Genomic DNA, 16,954 nt, shown 5'->3' on the forward strand with positions numbered 1-16,954 from the left:
TGGTTAAAGGACGTCGAACGAGCTCGAGTCTAGCGGGTGCTACCCCCAGCGTTTCAGCAGGGCGCGCTCACCGACACCGACGAGTGCGTCGGAAGTCTTTCCGAGAATCGCCAGCAGAAGGATCGCCAGGAAGATGCGGTCCATACGCCCATTGTTCGCCGAGTCGGTGAGCAAGAAGCCGAGCCCCATCGACGAAGCGAGCAGTTCGGCGGCGACGAGGAACAGCCAGGCCTGCACGAGCGCGAGTCGCAAACCGGAGACGACCGAGGGCACCACCGCGGGCAGCTGCACGGTGGTGAGCAGTCTCACCCGACTCAGACCGAATGCGCGGCCTGCTTCGACCAGGTGGGGGTCGACGTGCCGGAGCGCGCCGGCCACCGTCGTGAAGACCGGAAACGCTGCACCGATGGCGATGAGGGTGATCTTCGGCGTCTCGAAGATGCCGAGAGTGATGGTGAGCAGCGGCAACCAGGCAAGCGAAGGCACTGCGCGGATCGCTCCGAGAATGGGGCTGAGCAGCTTCGACGCGAGCGGCGAGAGCCCGACCAGCGCCCCGAGCGCAAGGCCGATCGCCGACCCGATCGCGAACCCAGTGAGCACACGCTGCACCGAGATGAGGATGTAGGTCCACAGCAGGCCGGACTCTCCCAGTTCGACGCCCGCCTGGACTACCTGCGCCGGTGACGGAAGGAGGTAGTCGGGCGTGTCGCCAACCTCTGAGGCCCACCACCACCAGCTGAACAGGACGACCGGGATAACCAGGCCGAGCACGACCGTGCTCAGGTTGACCTTCCGGTCGGGTGCACCAGAGACAGCAGTTCCCGCGGCCGCGAAGCCGAATGAGTCTGCCCAGCCGAACAACGACGCCGCCCGGCGCCCCTGCTGAGCAGGGGGCCGGACGGGGGGCACGCTTCCGCGCTCGTCGAAGCTCACGATCAGCCGATCGCGTCCGGGTCGGCCGCCTCGGTGAAGTCCGGGAAGAAGAGCGAATCGAGTGCATCGTCGATGAGCTGCTGATTCGCCACGTCTCCGCTGTCGACGAAGATTGGCCCGATCACCGCGAGCACTGCGCGGTGCTCCTCACCGGGTACCGAGTCGATGTCGATCACGGTGCGCTCGATCGTGGCTTCGGCGATGGCGATGTCGATGCCCGCGACCTCGGCAAGGATGGCCGCCGTCTCGTCGGGGTTCTCGAGCGCCCAGAGGCGAGCCTTCTCGTACGCGTTCACGACGAGCTGCGCGAGATCGGGGTGGTTCGTGATGAAGTCCTCCGTCGCGTTGAGGAACCCGTACGAGTTGAACGACACGTTGTCGTAGATGATCTCGGAGGCGCCATTGGCGACCGACGTCGACAGCAGCGGGTCGAGGCCTGCCCAGGCATCCACTGCTCCCGTCTCGAGCGCCGTCTTGCCGTCGGCGTGCTGCAGGTTCTGCACGGTGATGTCGTCGAGACCGAGGTCGAACTCGGCGAGCGTCTGCAGCAGGAAGAAGTACGGGTCGGTGCCCTTCGTGGCCGCAACGTTCGCTCCGACGAGGTCGTCGACCGTGCGGATCTCCGAGCCGGTCGGCACGAGGATCGCCGACCAGTTGGGCTGCGTGTAGACATTGATCGTGTGGATCGGGCTGCCGTTCGACCGCGCGAGCAGCGCTGCAGATCCCGCAGTCGAACCGACATCGACTGCACCGGAGCGCAAGAACTCGTTGGCCTTGTTTGATCCGGCAGACTGCACCCAGGTGACGGCGACATCGTCGCCGAGCTCGGCTTCGAGCCAGCCCTGGTCTTTGATGATGAGGCTCAGCGGGTTGTAGGTCGCGAAGTCGACGGTGAGCGTCGTGCTCGACCACTCGGCGCCCTCGACGGGCTCCGCGGCCGGTGCGCCTTCACCGGCGACGCATCCAGTCATGGCCATGGCGGCCACGGCGACAGTCGCGGTCAGCAGGGTCGATCGGGTGCGGATGGTCATGGTGGCCTTTCGGTTGTCGGTCGGTCGACCGGTTCGGTAGTGCGGGTGGTGCGGTCTGGAGGGTTCAGTTCGAGTGGTGGCTCGGTACGCCCAGAGCGTCGAGCAGTCGAGCGCGCAGTCGCGCGAGCACGACCGAACCGCGGTCTCGAGGCCGTGCGCCCGGCACGTCGAGGATCATGCTGATGGTGGCGCCGGGCCGATCGGCGCGAGTGCCGAGCAGGACGATGCGGTCTGCGACGGCGAGAGCCTCATCGACATCATGAGTCACGAGGACGATGGTCGCGGGCTCAGCGCGATGGATGTCGACGAGCAGGTCTTGCATGGTCAGGCGCGTGAGCGCGTCGAGCGCTCCGAACGGCTCGTCGAGCAGCAGCACACCTGGGCCCCGCGCGAGTGCTCGGGCGAGCGAAACGCGCTGCGCCATACCCCCCGAGATCTGGCGGGGCTTGAGCGCGGCGGCTGCCGTCAACTGCACCAGGTCGAGCAGCTCGGCCACGCGCTCACGTCCGGCCGTGCGCTCCGTGCCGCGGGGCAGCCCGAGTTCGACATTGCGCGCCACGGTGCGCCACGGCAGCAGTCGCGGCTCTTGGAAGGCGACCGCGCACCGCTGATCGGCCGCGGCCACAGCGGTGCCGTCGATGGTCAAACTGCCGGCGGTCGGGCGGTCGAGACCGCTGATCTGGCGCAGCAGTGTCGACTTACCGCAGCCGGAAGGGCCGAGCAGGGCGACGATCTCACCGGGCGCGATGGAGAGATCGATATCGCGCAGCACGAGCCGGGCATCCTGCCCCTGCGGTGCCGGGAACTCGCGACCCACGCCGCGCAGCGCGACCGGCAGCGCCGGGGCAGCGGTCTCGGAGCGGGACGTGGTGATCGACATGACGCCACCGTATGAGCACGCCCGCGACGCGGACAAACCGTGCGGAAACGTGACGACACGCAACGAAACACAGCGTCACATGACTACACGAGCGCCTTCGCGCTGAGGGCCGGCGCGCCTGAGATCACGCGATGGCGCACTGCCGCCGAGATCTGGTCGACGATGATCGTCACCACGATGATCACGACGAGGGTGATGCCGATGCGGTCCCAGTCGCGCCGTTCGAACACTTGCGCGAGTAGCGAACCGATGCCACCCGCGCCGAGCACGCCGAGAATAGCGCTCGCACGAATGTTGATCTCGAAGCGGTAGAGCCAGAAGGCGATGACCTCGGGCAGGATCTGCGGCACGACGGCCCAGCGCAGCTTCTGTAGCGTGCTGGCGCCTGCGGCGGTCAAGGCCTCTCCCGGTCCGCGCGGCACCGATTCGATCGCTTCTGCCGTGAGCTTTCCGAGAGTGCCCACCGAGCCGACGCCGATCGCGAGGGCCCCTGCAAGCGGACCGAGGCCGAAGATCGGGAGCATGATCGCGATCGCGAGCACCAGTTCGGGAATCGCCCGCAGAATATTCAAGATCTGCCGCGTCAGGAAGACCGCCCATCGCGGAGCGACCGTCGACGCCGCGATGAAGGCGATCGGAAACGACAGCACGGCTCCGATGACGGTGCCCACCCAGGCGATCTGCAGCGACTCGACCATCAGGCGCAGCGCGTCGCCCCAGTAGGTCAGGTTCGGCTCGACGAAGGGGTTCTGGACGACGCCGCCGATCATGAGCTGCCCGTACGTGATCGACAGTGCCGGCAGGTCGAGAAGGCGATCCCAGCGCGCATCGATGACCACGATGCAGATCAGGATGATGGCGAGCACTCCGAGCTGCGTCAGCGTGTAGCGGAGTCGGCTCGGTGCCGAGGGGCGGGGCGGGGCACTCCGGCGCGGTTCGACGCTCACATCAGCCTCCGCCTCAGCCACTGAGAGAGCAGGTCGATCGAGAACACGACGATGAAGAGCAGCACGATGATCGCCGAGACGTTCGAGTAGTTGAACCGCGCGAACTCGACGCTGAGCGTCGAGCCGATGCCGCCCGCGCCGACGATGCCGAGCACCACCGAAGCGCGAATATTCAGTTCGAAGACGTACAGCGAGTACGAGAGGTAGTTCGGCAGTATCTGCGGCACGACCGCGAACTGCGCCGTCTGCGCGGGCCTGGCACCTGAAGCGGCGGCGGCTTCGAGCGGACCCCGGTCGATCGCGTCGATCGTCTCGCTGGTCAGCTTTGCGATGATGCCGATGTTGAACATGATGAGGGCGAGCACGCCTGCCAGTGTGCCGACCCCGACGAGGGCGACGAACAGCAGTCCGTAGCCGACGTCGGGCAGCGAGCGCACGATGGAGAGGAAGATCTTGGCGGCGCGGTAGACGAACGCGTTGCTCATGGTCACTCGCGAGGCCAGCATCGCCATTCCGAGCCCGATCGCGCATCCGACCGCCGTCGCGATCACCGCGATCGCGAGCGTGTCGAGGAAGGGCGAGATCGTGCGGCCGATGAACGACCAGTTCGGGGCCAGGAACTCTTGAATGATGAACCAGCCGCGGCCCCAATCGGTCCAGAGCGGGGAGAGGTCGAACGAGATGCCGGCTCCCGCCCAGACCGTGATGGCGACGACGACCACGATCGCGATGTAGGTGCTCGGCCGAGTGCGCGGTCGCGGTGGCCGTGCGGGCGACACCGGTCGTTCGACGACGGTCGTCACGATGCCGCCGCGGTCGGCTCGTCGCTCTCGAGCTCGCTCGGATCAGTGGTGAGCACGTCATCGGCCGTGAGCGAGCGGCCGTAGATCTGCTCGAAGACGGCGTCGTCGGCTTCGGAGGGCGGCCCGTCGAAGACGATCGTGCCGGCCCGCATACCGATAATGCGATGCGCGTAGCGTCGGGCGAGGTCGAGGAAGTGCAGGTTCACAATGGTCGTGATGCCCAGTTCGGCGTTGATGCGCTGCAGGTCGCGCATGACCATGTTGGCGGTGGGCGGGTCGAGCGACGCGACGGGCTCATCAGCGAGGATGACGGTGGGGTTCTGCGCCAGCGCGCGGGCGATCGCCACGCGCTGCTGCTGACCGCCGGAGAGCTGGGATGCTCGCACGTAGGCCTTCTCGACGATGCCGACCCGCTCGAGCGCCTGAAACGCCTGCTCGCGGTCGGACTCGCGGAACAGCCCCAGCAGCGAGCGCAGTACCGGGGTGGCGTGCAGCCTGCCGACGAGCACGTTCTGCAGAACTGAGACGCGGCCCACGAGGTTGAACGACTGGAAGATCATGCCGACGCGGGCCCGCAGCTCGCGCAGACGCCGGCTCGATGCCTCATGCACCGCGACACCGTCGACCTCGAGCGTGCCCGAACTCACGGGGACGAGCCCGTTGATGGTGCGCACGAGCGTCGACTTGCCCGCGCCCGAGAGGCCCACGACCACCACGAACTCGCCGGGCTCGATGTCGAGCGAGACTCCGTCGAGGCCGATCGTTCCTGTCGGATAGGTGACGGTCACGTCACGGAAGGAGATCACCGCGTGCTCCAGTTCGTCGTCGAAACAGGATCGGGGCCGGGTCGTGGGTGACCCGGCCCCGATTCGACCGTACTACTCGCCGAAGTTGGCCTCGACCTGACGCGCTGCGTCGAGTGCGGCGAGGTCGGCGGGCACGAGCCCCTCGATGTTGTAGACCGCGTCGAGAGCGGCGAGCCCTTCTTCTGACTCAGCGATCGCGAGGAAGGCCGCCGTGATCGCGTCTTGCAGGTCTTGGGGCAGGTCTCCGCCGACAGCGACGCCGTCGTTCGGAATGTTCGTCGACCACGCGAAGACGACGACGTCGGTGCCGACAGTGGGCAGTTCCTCGACCACGTTGCCGCGAGCGTCGTTGAAGCTCACACCCACCGCGGCATCGCCTCGGGCGACCGAGAGCACCGAGTTGGGGTGCCCACCGGCGAAGAACGCGCCGCTGAGGTCGAACGGGTCGAGACCGGCCTCTTGCAGCTGGGTGGCCGGGTAGTAGTAGCCCGAGGCCGAGCCCTCGTCGACGAACGAGATGATCTCATCCTGGGCGATATTGGCGAGAGCCTCATCGCCGACCGGACCCGACTCGGCGGTGTCGACTCCGTTGCAGAACGCGAAGCCGTCGTCGTCGACGACGACCTCGGTCGTGCAGAAGCGATCGGGGTCGTTCGTGAACCACTGCGTGACGTACGTGCTCGAGCCGAAGCGCACAGACTGCAGAATCGGAACCGCGCCGGCCTGGTCGGCCGCCTGCACGAGCGCGATCGGGCCGAACATTCCGATCTGGGCCTGTCCCGACTGCATGGCCACGACGAGCGCGTTGTAGCTGTCAGTGACCTCCGTGGTCACGGGGATACCCAGCTCGGCGGTGAGCAACTCGCCGAGCACCTCGGCATCGAGCACGAGCTGGTCGACTTCTTGGGAGGGCACGAGGCCGAGCACGAGCTCATCGGGCCATTCGGTGCCGGCGGCGTCTTCTTCGGGGGCAGCGTCGGTCGCGCACGCGGCGAGACTGAGGGCGAGGGCCGAGGCGGCCGCGAGGGCGCCGAGGCGACGGAATGAGGTCTTCACTGTGAGCTCCTTGTGGTGTCGATGCAGGAAGGTGGCGAGCGACGCTCCTGGTGGGCGCGCCGTTCCCCCTCACGGTAACCCCTCATTCGGGGGTGGTCGAGTGATAGTGCGTTTCGGGATGAGGATGTTTACGCGCTGTTCACGCGCGACCCCTGAACGTCGAAACGCCTTCAGATCTGGTGGAGCAATGCCTGAACATTCCCTGCACGCCAGGTCGGAACAGCCTGGGGCTGGGGGTGGCGTTCGATAAGCCCGGTCTCTCCCCTGACCGCGTGCACCGGCGCGAGGTCGTTGATCCAGATGTCTCCGAGCGAGACGACGCGGCTCCAGCGACGCGCGTCGAGATCGCCGCCGGGTGCCAGGAGAGCCTCGAGTCCGCCTGGCTTCGCGGCGTCGCCGATGATCGTGTCGAGCACAGTGTCGAGCCCGAGTCGCGCGGTGAGCGTCACCGTGCTCGCGAGCGGCGAGTTCGTCACGAGCACTCGGTGCCAACCCTGCATCGCCCCGAGGCGATCGATCACCCCGTCCGGGGTGGAGATCTCAATATGGCCAGCATCGAGCTCGGCGCGCCCGCGCAGAAAAGCAGCCGTCATCGCTCCGCGTTCGAGTCCGCGCTCACGAGCCCATGTCGCCACCGCCGTGTAGGCGTCGGCGCAGCCCTCGAACGGCGTGCCCAGCTCGCCCTGCAGAAAACGATCGAGGGGGTCGAGCAGGTCGACGGCAGCGGCACCCGCCGTCGAGGCCACCTCCCGGGCGAACGCGCGCACTGGCCCGTCGCCGAGGCACAGCGTGCCATCGAAGTCGAGAATCAGCAGCCGGTCGGCCATCACGCCCGAGCGGTCTCGGCGATCGATCCGAGCAGACCGTTGACGAACGGCGCGCTGTCATCGGTCGAGAGCACGCTCGCGAGCTCCATCGCCTCGGCGATGGCCACGGCCGTCGGAATCTCGGGGTTGTGCTGCAGCTCCCACGTGGCGAGTCGCAGGATCGCGCGGTCGACGATGGGCATGCGGGCGAGCGTCCAGCCCACGGCGTGCTGCTCGATCACCGCATCGATCTCTGCCCGGTGCTCGTCGACCCCGCGCACGATCTGCTCGGCGTAGGGCCAGCTCGACGCGCGTTGCGGGAGCGCCGCGGCGCGGCGGGTCTCCTCGTCGAGCACCGCAGCGATCGGCACCTGGCGCACGTCTGCGATGTACAGCATGTCGAGCGCGCGTTTGCGTGCCTTGCTGCGGGCGCTCACTACTCGTTCACGCGACCGAGGTAGTCGCCAGAGCGCGTGTCGACCTTGACCTTCGTGCCGGTCTCGAGAAACAGCGGAACCTGAATCTCGTAGCCCGTCTCGAGCGTCGCGGGCTTGGTGCCGCCCGTCGAGCGGTCGCCCTGCAGGCCGGGTTCGGTGTAGGTGACCTCGAGCACGACCGAGGCCGGCAGGTCGAGGTAGAGCGCTGCGCCCTCGTGCATCGCGATCGTCACCTGCTGGTTCTCGAGCATGAAGTTCGCGGCATCACCGACGACGGTCGCGGGCACGGTGACCTGCTCGTAGTCGGTCGTGTCCATGAAGACGTAGTCGGCGCCGTCCTGGTACAGGTACGAGTAGTCGCGTCGGTCCACCGTCGCGAAGTCGACCTTGGTGCCAGCGTTGAAGGTCTTGTCGACGACCTTGCCGCTCATGACGTTGCGCATCTTGGTGCGCACGAACGCGCCGCCCTTGCCCGGCTTGACGTGCTGGAACTCGATGACGTTCCACAACTGGCCGTCGAGATTGAGCACGCTGCCGTTCTTGATGTCGTTCGTGGTCGCCATGAGTGTGAGGGTTCCGTTCCGGTGGAGAGCAGTCTGTCGGGCGCGCACTCGCGCCGACCTGGAAGTCTAGTCGACAGTGCCCCAGCCCAGCGGGCAGGGGCGGGCAGTCAGGCGCCGCGCAGCACTTGAGCGAGCGCGAGCCGGTACGAGTCGGCACCGAATCCGGCGATGACCCCGGTCGCCACGCCGGAGACCACGCTGTTGTGCCGGAATGCCTCACGGGCGTGCGGGTTCGACAGGTGCACCTCGATGACGGGCACGCCTGCTTCGGTCACGAGGGCGACCGCGTCACGCAGGGCGTAGCTGTAGTGCGTGAAGGCGGCCGGGTTCAGAATGACGGGCGTGCGAGCATCCACCGCCTCATGCAGCCAGCCGATCAGCTCTGCCTCGTCGTTCGACTGACGCAGGTCGATCTCGACGCCGCTCGCCTCGGCGGCGAGCATCGCGCGGATGTCGTCGAGAGTCTGCGTGCCGTAGACCTCTGGCTCACGAGTGCCCAGTCGATTGAGGTTCGGCCCGTTGAGCACGAGCACTCGAGTCACGGCGGTCATGCGCACAGCCTAGAGGCGCGCGAGGTCACTCCCCCACCTCCTGGTAGGCCGCGAAGAGCATCGACTCATCGATGCCGCCCCGCACGCGCGGGCGGGCGACGTCGTCGAGCACGATGAAGCGCAGCATGCCGGCGCGAGCCTTCTTGTCGCGCTGCATGGTCGCGAGCAGGGTCTTCCACCGGCCGAGCGGGTACCCCGTCGGCAGGGTCAGCGACGCGAGGATGCGCCGCGTGCGATCGACCTGCTCAGCCGGCAGCGAGCCCGCCAGGTGCGAGAGCTCGGCGGCGAACACCATGCCGATCGCGACGGCCGCGCCGTGCCGCCAGCGATATCGCTCGGCGTGCTCGATCGCGTGTCCGAGCGTGTGGCCGTAGTTCAGAATCTCGCGCTGGCCCTGCTCGGTGAAGTCATCGCTCACGACGGCCGCCTTGACTCGGATGCTGCGCTCGATCAGTTCGCGGAACACCGGGCTGTGTCGATCGGTCGCGACCGAGACATCAGCCTCCAGCAGGTCGAGAATGGCCGGGTCGGCGATGAAGCCGCACTTCACGACTTCGGCGAACCCCGCAAGAATCTCGTTCTGGGGCAGACCCTCGAGCAGGTCGAGATCGACGACCACGGCAGCCGGTGCCCAGAAAGCGCCGACGAGGTTCTTGCCTTCCGCCGTATTGATGCCGGTCTTGCCGCCGACCGCAGCATCCACCATGCCGAGCACCGTCGTCGGCACCTGGATCACCGGCACACCACGCAGCCAGGTGGCGGCCACGAAGCCCGCCAGATCGGTCGTGGCTCCCCCTCCCAGGCCGACCACGACATCCGTTCGTGTGAAATCGGTTTGTCCCATGATCTGCCAACAGAAGGCAGCCACCTCGACCCGCTTGGCGCCCTCAGCGTCGGGCACTTCGGCGAGCAGCACCTCGACACGGCCCGTGAGAAGCTCGCGCAAAGCCTCCGCGTGCGCCGCAAGAGGCGGCGCGTGAATGACCAGCAATTTCGCGGCCGTCGGCGGCAGCAGTTCGTCGAACTGCGCGAGCAGACCACGGCCGACAAGCACGTCGTACGTCGGCGGGCCACTCACGGGGATGACGGTGGTGTCGGTCATGATCCTCCGGCCGAGACGGCGCGCTCGCGCGTCCACTCGGCGATCTCTTCGGCAATGCGGTCGATGGGCCGCGATGAGGTGTCCCAGGTCGCGGAAGCGAGCGAGATGTAGGTCGGCATGCGGGTCGCGACGAGGTCGACCCAGGCGCCGATCCCCTCGCGCACGAGCGGCCGCGTCTCGGGGTCGAGCCGCTCTGCCGCCGCGTCGGCGCTGACCGTGAGCAGCACAACGGGTGCTGAGGCCAGGCCGGCCGCGACGCTCGGGGTCATGACGGCTCCCCCGCCCAGCGAGACCACGGCGCGCTGCTGCAGCGCTTCTTCGACCGCGTCGGCCTCGATCTTTCGAAAAGCGAGCTCTCCGCGTTCGGCGAAGATCGCCGGAATCGGTCCGTGCTCGGCCGCGATGATCCGATCGGTGTCGATGAAGGGAGCCTCGAGGATGCGCGCCACGCGCTTGCCCACGCGCGTCTTGCCGGCGGCTGGAGGCCCGATGAGCACGACCAGCGGGCCGGTCGGGCTGTCTCCCGCTGCTGCCGACTCAGCCACGGCCGTCGGAGACCGCCGTCGTGAGGGTCGCGGGAATCGCTGCGAGGTAGCCCTCGAGATTGCGACGCGTCTCGGCGATCGAGTCGCCACCGAACTTCTCGAGCATGGCCTCGGCCAGCACGAGGGCGACCATAGCTTCGGCCACCACGCCCGCAGCGGGCACGGCGCACACGTCGGAGCGCTGGTGGTGGGCCGGTGCGGCCTCACCGGTCGAGGTGTCGACAGTGCGCAGCGCGTGCGGCACGGTCGCGATCGGCTTCATGCCGGCCCGCACGCGCAGCACGGTGCCCGTGCTCATGCCGCCTTCGGTGCCACCCGCGCGGTCGCTCAATCGCTCAATAACTCCATCGTCGACGACGAGCTCATCGTGGGCTGCTGAGCCGCGGCGCCGGGTGGTCTCGAACCCGTCGCCGACCTCGACGCCCTTGATCGCCTGAATGCCCATGAGCGCGGCGGCGAGCTTCGCGTCAAGGCGTCGGTCCCAGTGCACGTACGACCCGAGCCCCGGCGGCACGCCGTAGGCGAGCACCTCGACCACGCCGCCCAGTGTGTCACCCGACTTGTGGGCGTCATCGACCTCGGCGACCATGGCGGCACTCGTCTCGGCGTGTAGGCACCGCATCGGGTCGGCGTCCAGTCGATCCACATCGTCGGGTAGCGGCAGTGCCGCGTCGTCGGGCACGCGCACCGGCCCGATCGCGAGCGTGTGAGCGACGAGACGGATGCCGAGTTCGCTGAGGAACGATCGCGCCACGGCCCCGAGCGCCACGCGAGCGGCTGTCTCGCGCGCGCTCGCCCGCTCAAGCACCGGCCTCGACTCATCGAAGCCGTACTTTTGCATGCCGACGAGGTCGGCGTGACCGGGGCGGGGGCGGGTGAGCGGCGCACCTCGACCACCCGTGAGCTCGGCGGGGTCGACGGGGTCGGGGCTCATGATCGTGGTCCATTTGGGCCACTCGGTGTTACCGATGCGCAGCGCGATCGGGCTGCCCATGCTCACACCGTGGCGCACGCCGCCCGAGATCGTCAACTCGTCTTGCTCGAACTTCATGCGTGCTCCGCGCCCGTAACCGAGCTTGCGGCGCTGCATGTCGGCCTGAATCGCTTCGCGCAGCACGGGCACGCCCGCGGGCAACCCTTCGAGCACGGCGATCAGTTCGGGGCCGTGGGATTCTCCGGCAGTCAACCAGCGCAGCATGCTTCCATCCTCCCACGGTCGCATGGGGCGGGATGCCCGCTCGCAGCCGCTCGCACCGTCACACGAGGTCGAGGGCGGCCCGCATCGCCGCCTCGACCCCGGACTCGTCGTCGAGCGGCACCTCGGTCTGTCCGGAGACGAAGAACCGCACCTGGCGCACGGCCTGGTGCAACAGCATGTCGCGCCCCGATGCCACGCGCCCGCCGACCTCGAGCCACTGCGCGGCGAGCGGCCCCGGCCACGGGTGGTACGTGACGTCAAGAGCCACCGCGCTCGTGCGGGCGTCGAACGGCAGCGGCTGATGCAGGCCGACCCCATTGGGCAGAGTCCACGCCACGACATCGCATTCGTCGACGACCTGGTCGAGGTCGGTGAGCCGCACGACGTCGAGTTCGAGGCCGAGTCGGTCGCCGAGCGTGACCATTGCCTGTGCACGAGCAGGCTCGCGCACCGCGAGCACGGCGCTACGCAGCCCGAGGCCTTCGAGCGCGACGAGCACGGATCGCGCCGTCGCGCCCGCCCCGACGATCACAGCGTGCTCGGCCGTCACCACCCCGGCATCGCGCAGGGCGCGCTCGATGCCCGCCACATCGGTGTTGCGCACCCGGCGAACTCCATCGTCGTCGAGCAGCAGGGTGTTGGCGGCACCGGTCAGCATGCTCGCGATATCGCGCTCGTCGGCCAGGGCGAGCAGTTCTTCTTTGAGGGGCATCGTCGCCGAGAGACCACGCCAGCTCGAGTCGAGACCGTCGACAAAGCCGGCGAGCTCAGCCTCGCGCACCTCGTGACGCTCGTAGACCCAGTCGAGGCCGAGGTGCTGGTACGCGGCGGTGTGCAGTGTGGGCGACAGCGAGTGAGCGACCGGAGACCCGAGTACTGCGAGACGCCTACGCACAGTAGACGGCGTTCTCGTCGCTCGCGCGGCACCAGGCCCGCAGCTGAGCAACACCCTCCTCATGCTGACGAAGAGTCTCAGAGAACTTGGTTTCTCCCGTGGCCAGGTTAACTGTGACGAAGAAGAACCAGGGCCCGTCGGCGGGGTTGAGCACCGCGTCGATCGCCACGTCTCCCGGTGCCGCGATCGGGCCGATCGGCAGCCCGGTGATGACGTAGGTGTTGTAGGGGTTGTCGGCATCCAGCGCATCGCCGCTCGACCAGACGGAGCCGGTCTCGCCAGCGCCGTACTGCGTGGCCGAGTCGAACTCGAGGCGCCAGCCATCGGCCAGGCGGTTCTCGATGACGCGCGACACCCGGTAGAAGTCGTCTGCGAGGCGTGCTTCGCGCTGAATCAGCGATGCCTTGGTGAGCACGGTGTGACGATCGGCCTCAGCGACCCCTGCCGCGTCGAGCCGTCGGAACATCTCGTCGACCAGGGTGCGGATATGGTCTTCAGCCGTGGTGTTCGGCTCGAACGTATACGTGGCCGGGAACATGTAGCCCTCGATGTTGGGCGCTTCGGCAGGGATGCCGTAGATCGAGGGGTCGGCAATGGCGGCCTCGTACTCGTCCAGGGGGATCCCGGTCCCGGCGGAGAGTGCCTCGATGACCTCGCCAGCACGCAAACCCTCGCGCACGGTCGCGCTGAACTCCACCTTGTTCGCGGGGTCGAGCAAGGCATCCAGCGCCGACTGCGCCGACATCTCCTCCTGCAGACGGTAGGTACCGGGGATGAACTGGATCGTCGAGTCGGCGAGCAGCAGGTCGTAGAAGGCCTCGAAGGTCATCGTGACACCCTGCTCGACGAGCGAGTCGGCCACATCGGCCCCGATCTCGCCGCTGTAGATGGTCACGAACACCTCGGTGCCGTTTCCGGTTCCCTCGAAGTCGTTCGGCAGTTCCCAGCCAAGCAGTTCGCGCACCTGAGACTCGTAATTGGTCCAGACGTACCAGGTGCCGGCCGCGCCGACGCCAAGCAGCAGCGCGAGAATGCCGAGCACGACCCAGGGCCAGCGGCGGCGACGGCGCGGGGGGCGCGCAGTCGAGCCCTTCGAGCGGGAGCCGCGCCCCTCGCTCTCGCGCGCTGCCCGACGACTCTGCGGAGCCCCCTCATCGGTCTGCACCGCTGCCGGCGTCGCGCCCGAGCGCGGGGCATCGTCGGCCGCGGACGGCTGAGGGCGAAAGATGTCGTCCCAGTTGTCGTTCTCAGTCACTCTGCTGGTCAGCTTTCGTGCGGCTCGACGAGCGCTCCGGGCGGGTTCCCAGAGGCGCGCTCGAGGTCGAGGGCGTGCTGGAGCAGGATAACAGCGGCGGCTTGGTCGACTACTGATCGTGAGTTCTTGCTCGTCCTGCCCGCTTGGCGCAGTCCGCGCGCGGCCGACACGGTCGTCAGGCGCTCGTCGACCAGGCGCACCGGCACATCGAGCGAGTCCGCGATCGTGCTCGCGACGGCCCGCGCATCCGCTGTCGAGGCGGTCTCGGCGCCGCTCAGCGCGATCGGCAGCCCGACGACGATCTCGATCGCGCCGTGCTCGTCGACGAGGCGACGGATGCCCGCCACGACATCATCGCGTCGCGCGAGCGTCTCGACTGGGGTGGCCAGCATGCCGTGCGGATCGCTGCGCGCGACCCCGACCCGGGCGGTGCCCACGTCGACGCCGAGCCGCACACCGGTGCGCACCGCTAGTGCCGCAGCTGCGCGAGCACAGCCTCGATCGCCGCGGGGATCGCCGACGGGTCGGCGCCCCCGCCCTGGGCGAGGTCGTCCTTACCGCCGCCGCCCCCGCCGAGCACCGCCGAGGCCGCACGCGCGAGCACGCCCGCCTTCGCTCCGGCGTCGCGCGCCGTGGCAGTCGTGGCGACGATGACGGCCGCCTTGCCCCCCACCTCGGCGGCGAGCACGACCACAGAGGCCGTGTCACTGATGCGGCCGCGCACGGTGGTCGCGAGTGTGCGCAGATCATCGGAGTTCGACAGGGTGCCGACGTTGTCGGCGATCACCGATACGGCGCCGACAGGTGTGGCAGACGCCAGCAGTGCCGGAACCCGCTCGGTCAGTCGCGCCGACTCGAACTGCGCCACGGCCTTCTCGGCGGCCTTGAGTTGCGCACTGAGGTCGGCCACGCGCTCGGCCAATTGGTCGCGCGGCGTCTTGAGCGTGCTCGTCAGCTGCTGCACGAGAGCCCGCTCAGCCGCGAACTCACGGAAGGCCTCGAAGCCGACGAGGGCCTCGACCCGTCGATTCGTCGACCCGACTGACGACTCGCTGACGAGACTGATCATGCCGATCTCAGCCGACGAGCCCACGTGGGTGCCCGCGCAGAGCTCGCGCGACCAGGGGCCACCGATGTCGACAACCCGCACCTCGTCGCCGTACTTCTCGCCGAAGAGCGCCATGGCGCCGAGCGCCTTGGCCTCGTCGAGCGGCAGCACCCGCGTCTCGACGGGCAGGTTGTCGCGCACGGCGAGATTGCTAATCTCTTCGATCTCGCTGCGCGTTGCCGGGCTCAGAGCCTGGTTCCAGCTGAAGTCGAGCCGCATGTAGCCGGCCTTGTTGTACGAGCCCGACTGGTGCGCGTCATGCCCGAGCGTCTGACGAAGCGCAGCGTGGATGACGTGCGTCGCGGAGTGCGCCTGCGTCGCCGATCGACGCCACTGCCGGTCAACCTTCGTCGTCGCCACCGCCCCGACCTCGACCTGGCCGTGCACGACCTGCACGCGGTGGCTCACGAGCCCCTTGACGGGGCGCTGCACGTCGAGCACCTCGAGCTCGTAGCCGCTGCCGACGATGAGGCCCTCGTCAGACTCTTGGCCGCCCGACTCGGCGTAGAGCGTCGTCTCGGCGAGGATCACCTCGGCCAGGTCTCCCGCATGGGCCACCGGAACACTCGCGCCGTCGACGATGATGCCGAGCACGCGGGTCTCGGTCTCGAGCGCCTCGTAGCCCAAGAACTGCGTCTCTCCGTGCGCGCGGAACTCGCCATAGACCGAGAGGTCGGCGAGAGCGCCCTTCTTCGACTTCGCGTCGGCCTTCGCGCGGGTGCGCTGCTCGGCCATGAGTCGGTCGAACGCCTCACGATCGACCGCGAGACCGTTCTCTTCAGCCATCTCGAGCGTGAGATCGAGCGGAAACCCGAAGGTGTCGTGCAGCTGGAAGACCGTGTCGCCCGCGAGCGTCGTGCCGCCCGACTTCGTGGTCTCGGCCACCGCGAGGTCGAGAATCGTCGTGCCCGCAGCGAGCGTGCGCAAGAAGGCGTCTTCTTCGCCGAGTGCGAGACGCGAGACGCGGTCGTAGTTCTGGGCGACCTCGGGGTAGGCGGCGCTCATGGCATCGCGCGAGGCGGCGAACAGCACCTCGAAGCTCGGCGCATCCACACCGAGCAGGCGCATCGCCCGCACACTGCGTCGCAGCAGGCGGCGCAAGATGTAACCGCGCCCCTCGTTGCCGGGCGCGACGCCATCGGTCATGAGCATGAGGCCGCTGCGCACGTGATCGGCGATCACACGCATGCGCACATCGTCGTCGTGGTCGGCACCGTAGCGGCGACCGGAGAGCTCGGCAGCAGCATCCAGAACCGGACGCACCTGGTCGATCTCGTACATGTTCTCGACGCCCTGCAGCAAGAAGGCCACCCGCTCCATGCCCATGCCGGTGTCGATATTCTTGCTCGGCAGCTCGCCAAGAATCTCGAAGTCACCCTTGCCCGTGCCCGCGCCGCGCAGGTACTGCATGAAGACGAGATTCCAGATCTCGACGTAGCGGTCGTCGTCGGTGGCGGGGCCGCCGTCGATGCCGTACGAAGGACCGCGGTCGAAGAAGATCTCGCTGCACGGCCCGGCCGGCCCTGGCTGGCCCGTCGACCAGTAGTTGGTATCCATGCCGAGGCGCTGGATGCGCTCGTCGGGCAGACCGGCGATCTTCTTCCAGAGCGCGATCGCCTCGTCATCGTCTTCGTAGACGGTGACCCACAGGTCTTTCTCGTCAAACCCGAGACCGCCGTCGGCCTGCGCCGAGGTCAGCAGTTCCCACGCGTACCCGATCGCGCCCTCTTTGAAGTAGTCGCCGAACGAGAAGTTGCCGTTCATCTGAAAGAAGGTGCCGTGGCGGGGCGTCTTGCCCACTTCTTCGATGTCGTTGGTGCGAATGCACTTCTGCACGCTCGTGGCGCGCGGGTAGGGCGCCGGCACGACGCCGGTCAGGTACGGCACGAAGGGCACCATGCCTGCGACCGTGAACAGCAACGTCGGGTCGTCGCTGACGAGCGAAGCGGAGGGCACGACCGTGTGACCGCGAGTACCGAAGTAGTCGAGCCACCGGCGTTGGATGTCGGCGGTCTGCATGAGGGGCTGTGGCGTCCTG

Annotated in this window: 18 protein-coding genes; all 18 read right to left on the reverse strand. The window is 68.1% G+C overall.

Going from position 1 to position 16,954, the window contains the following annotated elements; all coding sequences use genetic code 11:
* Window positions 1-39 precede the first annotated feature (39 nt).
* The gene (locus tag KL788_RS02545; protein WP_293168209.1) at window positions 40-909 is read right to left on the reverse strand and encodes an ABC transporter permease; all 870 of its coding nucleotides are present in this window, start codon (window positions 907-909) and stop codon (window positions 40-42) included.
* A 26-nt stretch (window positions 910-935) separates the two neighbouring features.
* Window positions 936-1,964 (reverse strand): aliphatic sulfonate ABC transporter substrate-binding protein, encoded by a 1,029-nt coding sequence (locus tag KL788_RS02550; protein ID WP_293168211.1) that lies wholly within the window; start codon window positions 1,962-1,964, stop codon window positions 936-938.
* Between the two features lie 64 nt (window positions 1,965-2,028).
* On the reverse strand, window positions 2,029-2,844 hold the full coding sequence (locus KL788_RS02555; RefSeq protein ID WP_293168213.1) for an ABC transporter ATP-binding protein: 816 nt from the start codon (window positions 2,842-2,844) through the stop codon (window positions 2,029-2,031).
* Window positions 2,845-2,927: 83 nt separating this feature from the next.
* Entirely contained in the window at window positions 2,928-3,791 is an 864-nt protein-coding gene (gene phnE, locus KL788_RS02560) for a phosphonate ABC transporter, permease protein PhnE (protein ID WP_293168215.1), read from the reverse strand.
* The gene (phnE, locus tag KL788_RS02565) at window positions 3,788-4,594 is read right to left on the reverse strand and encodes a phosphonate ABC transporter, permease protein PhnE (protein WP_293168217.1); all 807 of its coding nucleotides are present in this window, start codon (window positions 4,592-4,594) and stop codon (window positions 3,788-3,790) included. The genes phnE (KL788_RS02560) and phnE (KL788_RS02565) overlap by 4 nt, the downstream gene beginning before the upstream one ends.
* Complete coding sequence (gene phnC, locus KL788_RS02570) at window positions 4,591-5,400, reverse strand: phosphonate ABC transporter ATP-binding protein (protein WP_293168219.1); 810 nt, start codon at window positions 5,398-5,400, stop codon at window positions 4,591-4,593. Before phnC ends, phnE (KL788_RS02565) begins: the two co-directional genes overlap by 4 nt.
* Before the next feature lie 72 nt (window positions 5,401-5,472).
* Window positions 5,473-6,456 carry a phosphate/phosphite/phosphonate ABC transporter substrate-binding protein gene (gene phnD, locus KL788_RS02575; RefSeq protein WP_293168221.1) on the reverse strand — a complete coding sequence of 328 codons (984 nt, stop codon included), beginning with the start codon at window positions 6,454-6,456 and terminating at the stop codon, window positions 5,473-5,475.
* A gap of 170 nt (window positions 6,457-6,626) precedes the next feature.
* Window positions 6,627-7,286 carry a hypothetical protein gene (locus tag KL788_RS02580; protein ID WP_367120407.1) on the reverse strand — a complete coding sequence of 220 codons (660 nt, stop codon included), beginning with the start codon at window positions 7,284-7,286 and terminating at the stop codon, window positions 6,627-6,629.
* Window positions 7,283-7,699: a transcription antitermination factor NusB gene (nusB, locus tag KL788_RS02585; RefSeq protein WP_293168223.1), complete on the reverse strand. Its 417-nt coding sequence runs from the start codon at window positions 7,697-7,699 to the stop codon at window positions 7,283-7,285. The genes KL788_RS02580 and nusB overlap by 4 nt, the downstream gene beginning before the upstream one ends.
* On the reverse strand, window positions 7,699-8,262 hold the full coding sequence (gene efp, locus KL788_RS02590) for an elongation factor P (RefSeq protein ID WP_293168225.1): 564 nt from the start codon (window positions 8,260-8,262) through the stop codon (window positions 7,699-7,701). The genes nusB and efp overlap by 1 nt, the downstream gene beginning before the upstream one ends.
* A gap of 107 nt (window positions 8,263-8,369) precedes the next feature.
* Window positions 8,370-8,804 carry a type II 3-dehydroquinate dehydratase gene (aroQ, locus tag KL788_RS02595; protein ID WP_293173104.1) on the reverse strand — a complete coding sequence of 145 codons (435 nt, stop codon included), beginning with the start codon at window positions 8,802-8,804 and terminating at the stop codon, window positions 8,370-8,372.
* 34 nt (window positions 8,805-8,838) lie between these two features.
* Complete coding sequence (gene aroB / locus KL788_RS02600; RefSeq protein WP_293168227.1) at window positions 8,839-9,915, reverse strand: 3-dehydroquinate synthase; 1,077 nt, start codon at window positions 9,913-9,915, stop codon at window positions 8,839-8,841.
* Window positions 9,912-10,460: a shikimate kinase gene (locus tag KL788_RS02605; protein WP_293168229.1), complete on the reverse strand. Its 549-nt coding sequence runs from the start codon at window positions 10,458-10,460 to the stop codon at window positions 9,912-9,914. The genes aroB and KL788_RS02605 overlap by 4 nt, the downstream gene beginning before the upstream one ends.
* On the reverse strand, window positions 10,453-11,658 hold the full coding sequence (gene aroC, locus KL788_RS02610; protein WP_293168231.1) for a chorismate synthase: 1,206 nt from the start codon (window positions 11,656-11,658) through the stop codon (window positions 10,453-10,455). The genes KL788_RS02605 and aroC overlap by 8 nt, the downstream gene beginning before the upstream one ends.
* Before the next feature lie 58 nt (window positions 11,659-11,716).
* Complete coding sequence (locus KL788_RS02615; RefSeq protein ID WP_293168233.1) at window positions 11,717-12,553, reverse strand: shikimate dehydrogenase; 837 nt, start codon at window positions 12,551-12,553, stop codon at window positions 11,717-11,719.
* Window positions 12,546-13,808: an endolytic transglycosylase MltG gene (gene mltG, locus KL788_RS02620; RefSeq protein ID WP_293168235.1), complete on the reverse strand. Its 1,263-nt coding sequence runs from the start codon at window positions 13,806-13,808 to the stop codon at window positions 12,546-12,548. The genes KL788_RS02615 and mltG overlap by 8 nt, the downstream gene beginning before the upstream one ends.
* Before the next feature lie 8 nt (window positions 13,809-13,816).
* The gene (gene ruvX / locus KL788_RS02625) at window positions 13,817-14,275 is read right to left on the reverse strand and encodes a Holliday junction resolvase RuvX (protein WP_293168237.1); all 459 of its coding nucleotides are present in this window, start codon (window positions 14,273-14,275) and stop codon (window positions 13,817-13,819) included.
* A gap of 2 nt (window positions 14,276-14,277) precedes the next feature.
* A complete protein-coding gene (alaS, locus tag KL788_RS02630; protein WP_293168239.1) occupies window positions 14,278-16,935 on the reverse strand; it encodes an alanine--tRNA ligase in 2,658 nt (885 codons plus the stop codon).
* Window positions 16,936-16,954: the final 19 nt, after the last annotated feature.

The organism is Microcella sp., from assembly GCF_019739195.1.
Lineage (GTDB): Bacteria > Actinomycetota > Actinomycetes > Actinomycetales > Microbacteriaceae > Microcella.

Bases quoted from the DNA above. Each gene is read 5' to 3' on its own strand.
- efp (WP_293168225.1), bottom strand. From the start codon at position 8,262: ATGGCGACCACGAACGACATCAAGAACGGCAGCGTGCTCAATCTCGAC.
- aroC (WP_293168231.1), bottom strand. From the start codon at position 11,658: ATGCTGCGCTGGTTGACTGCCGGAGAATCCCACGGCCCCGAACTGATC.
- KL788_RS02555 (WP_293168213.1), bottom strand. From the start codon at position 2,844: ATGTCGATCACCACGTCCCGCTCCGAGACCGCTGCCCCGGCGCTGCCG.
- KL788_RS02550 (WP_293168211.1), bottom strand. From the start codon at position 1,964: ATGACCATCCGCACCCGATCGACCCTGCTGACCGCGACTGTCGCCGTG.
- aroB (WP_293168227.1), bottom strand. From the start codon at position 9,915: ATGACCGACACCACCGTCATCCCCGTGAGTGGCCCGCCGACGTACGAC.
- alaS (WP_293168239.1), bottom strand. From the start codon at position 16,935: ATGCAGACCGCCGACATCCAACGCCGGTGGCTCGACTACTTCGGTACT.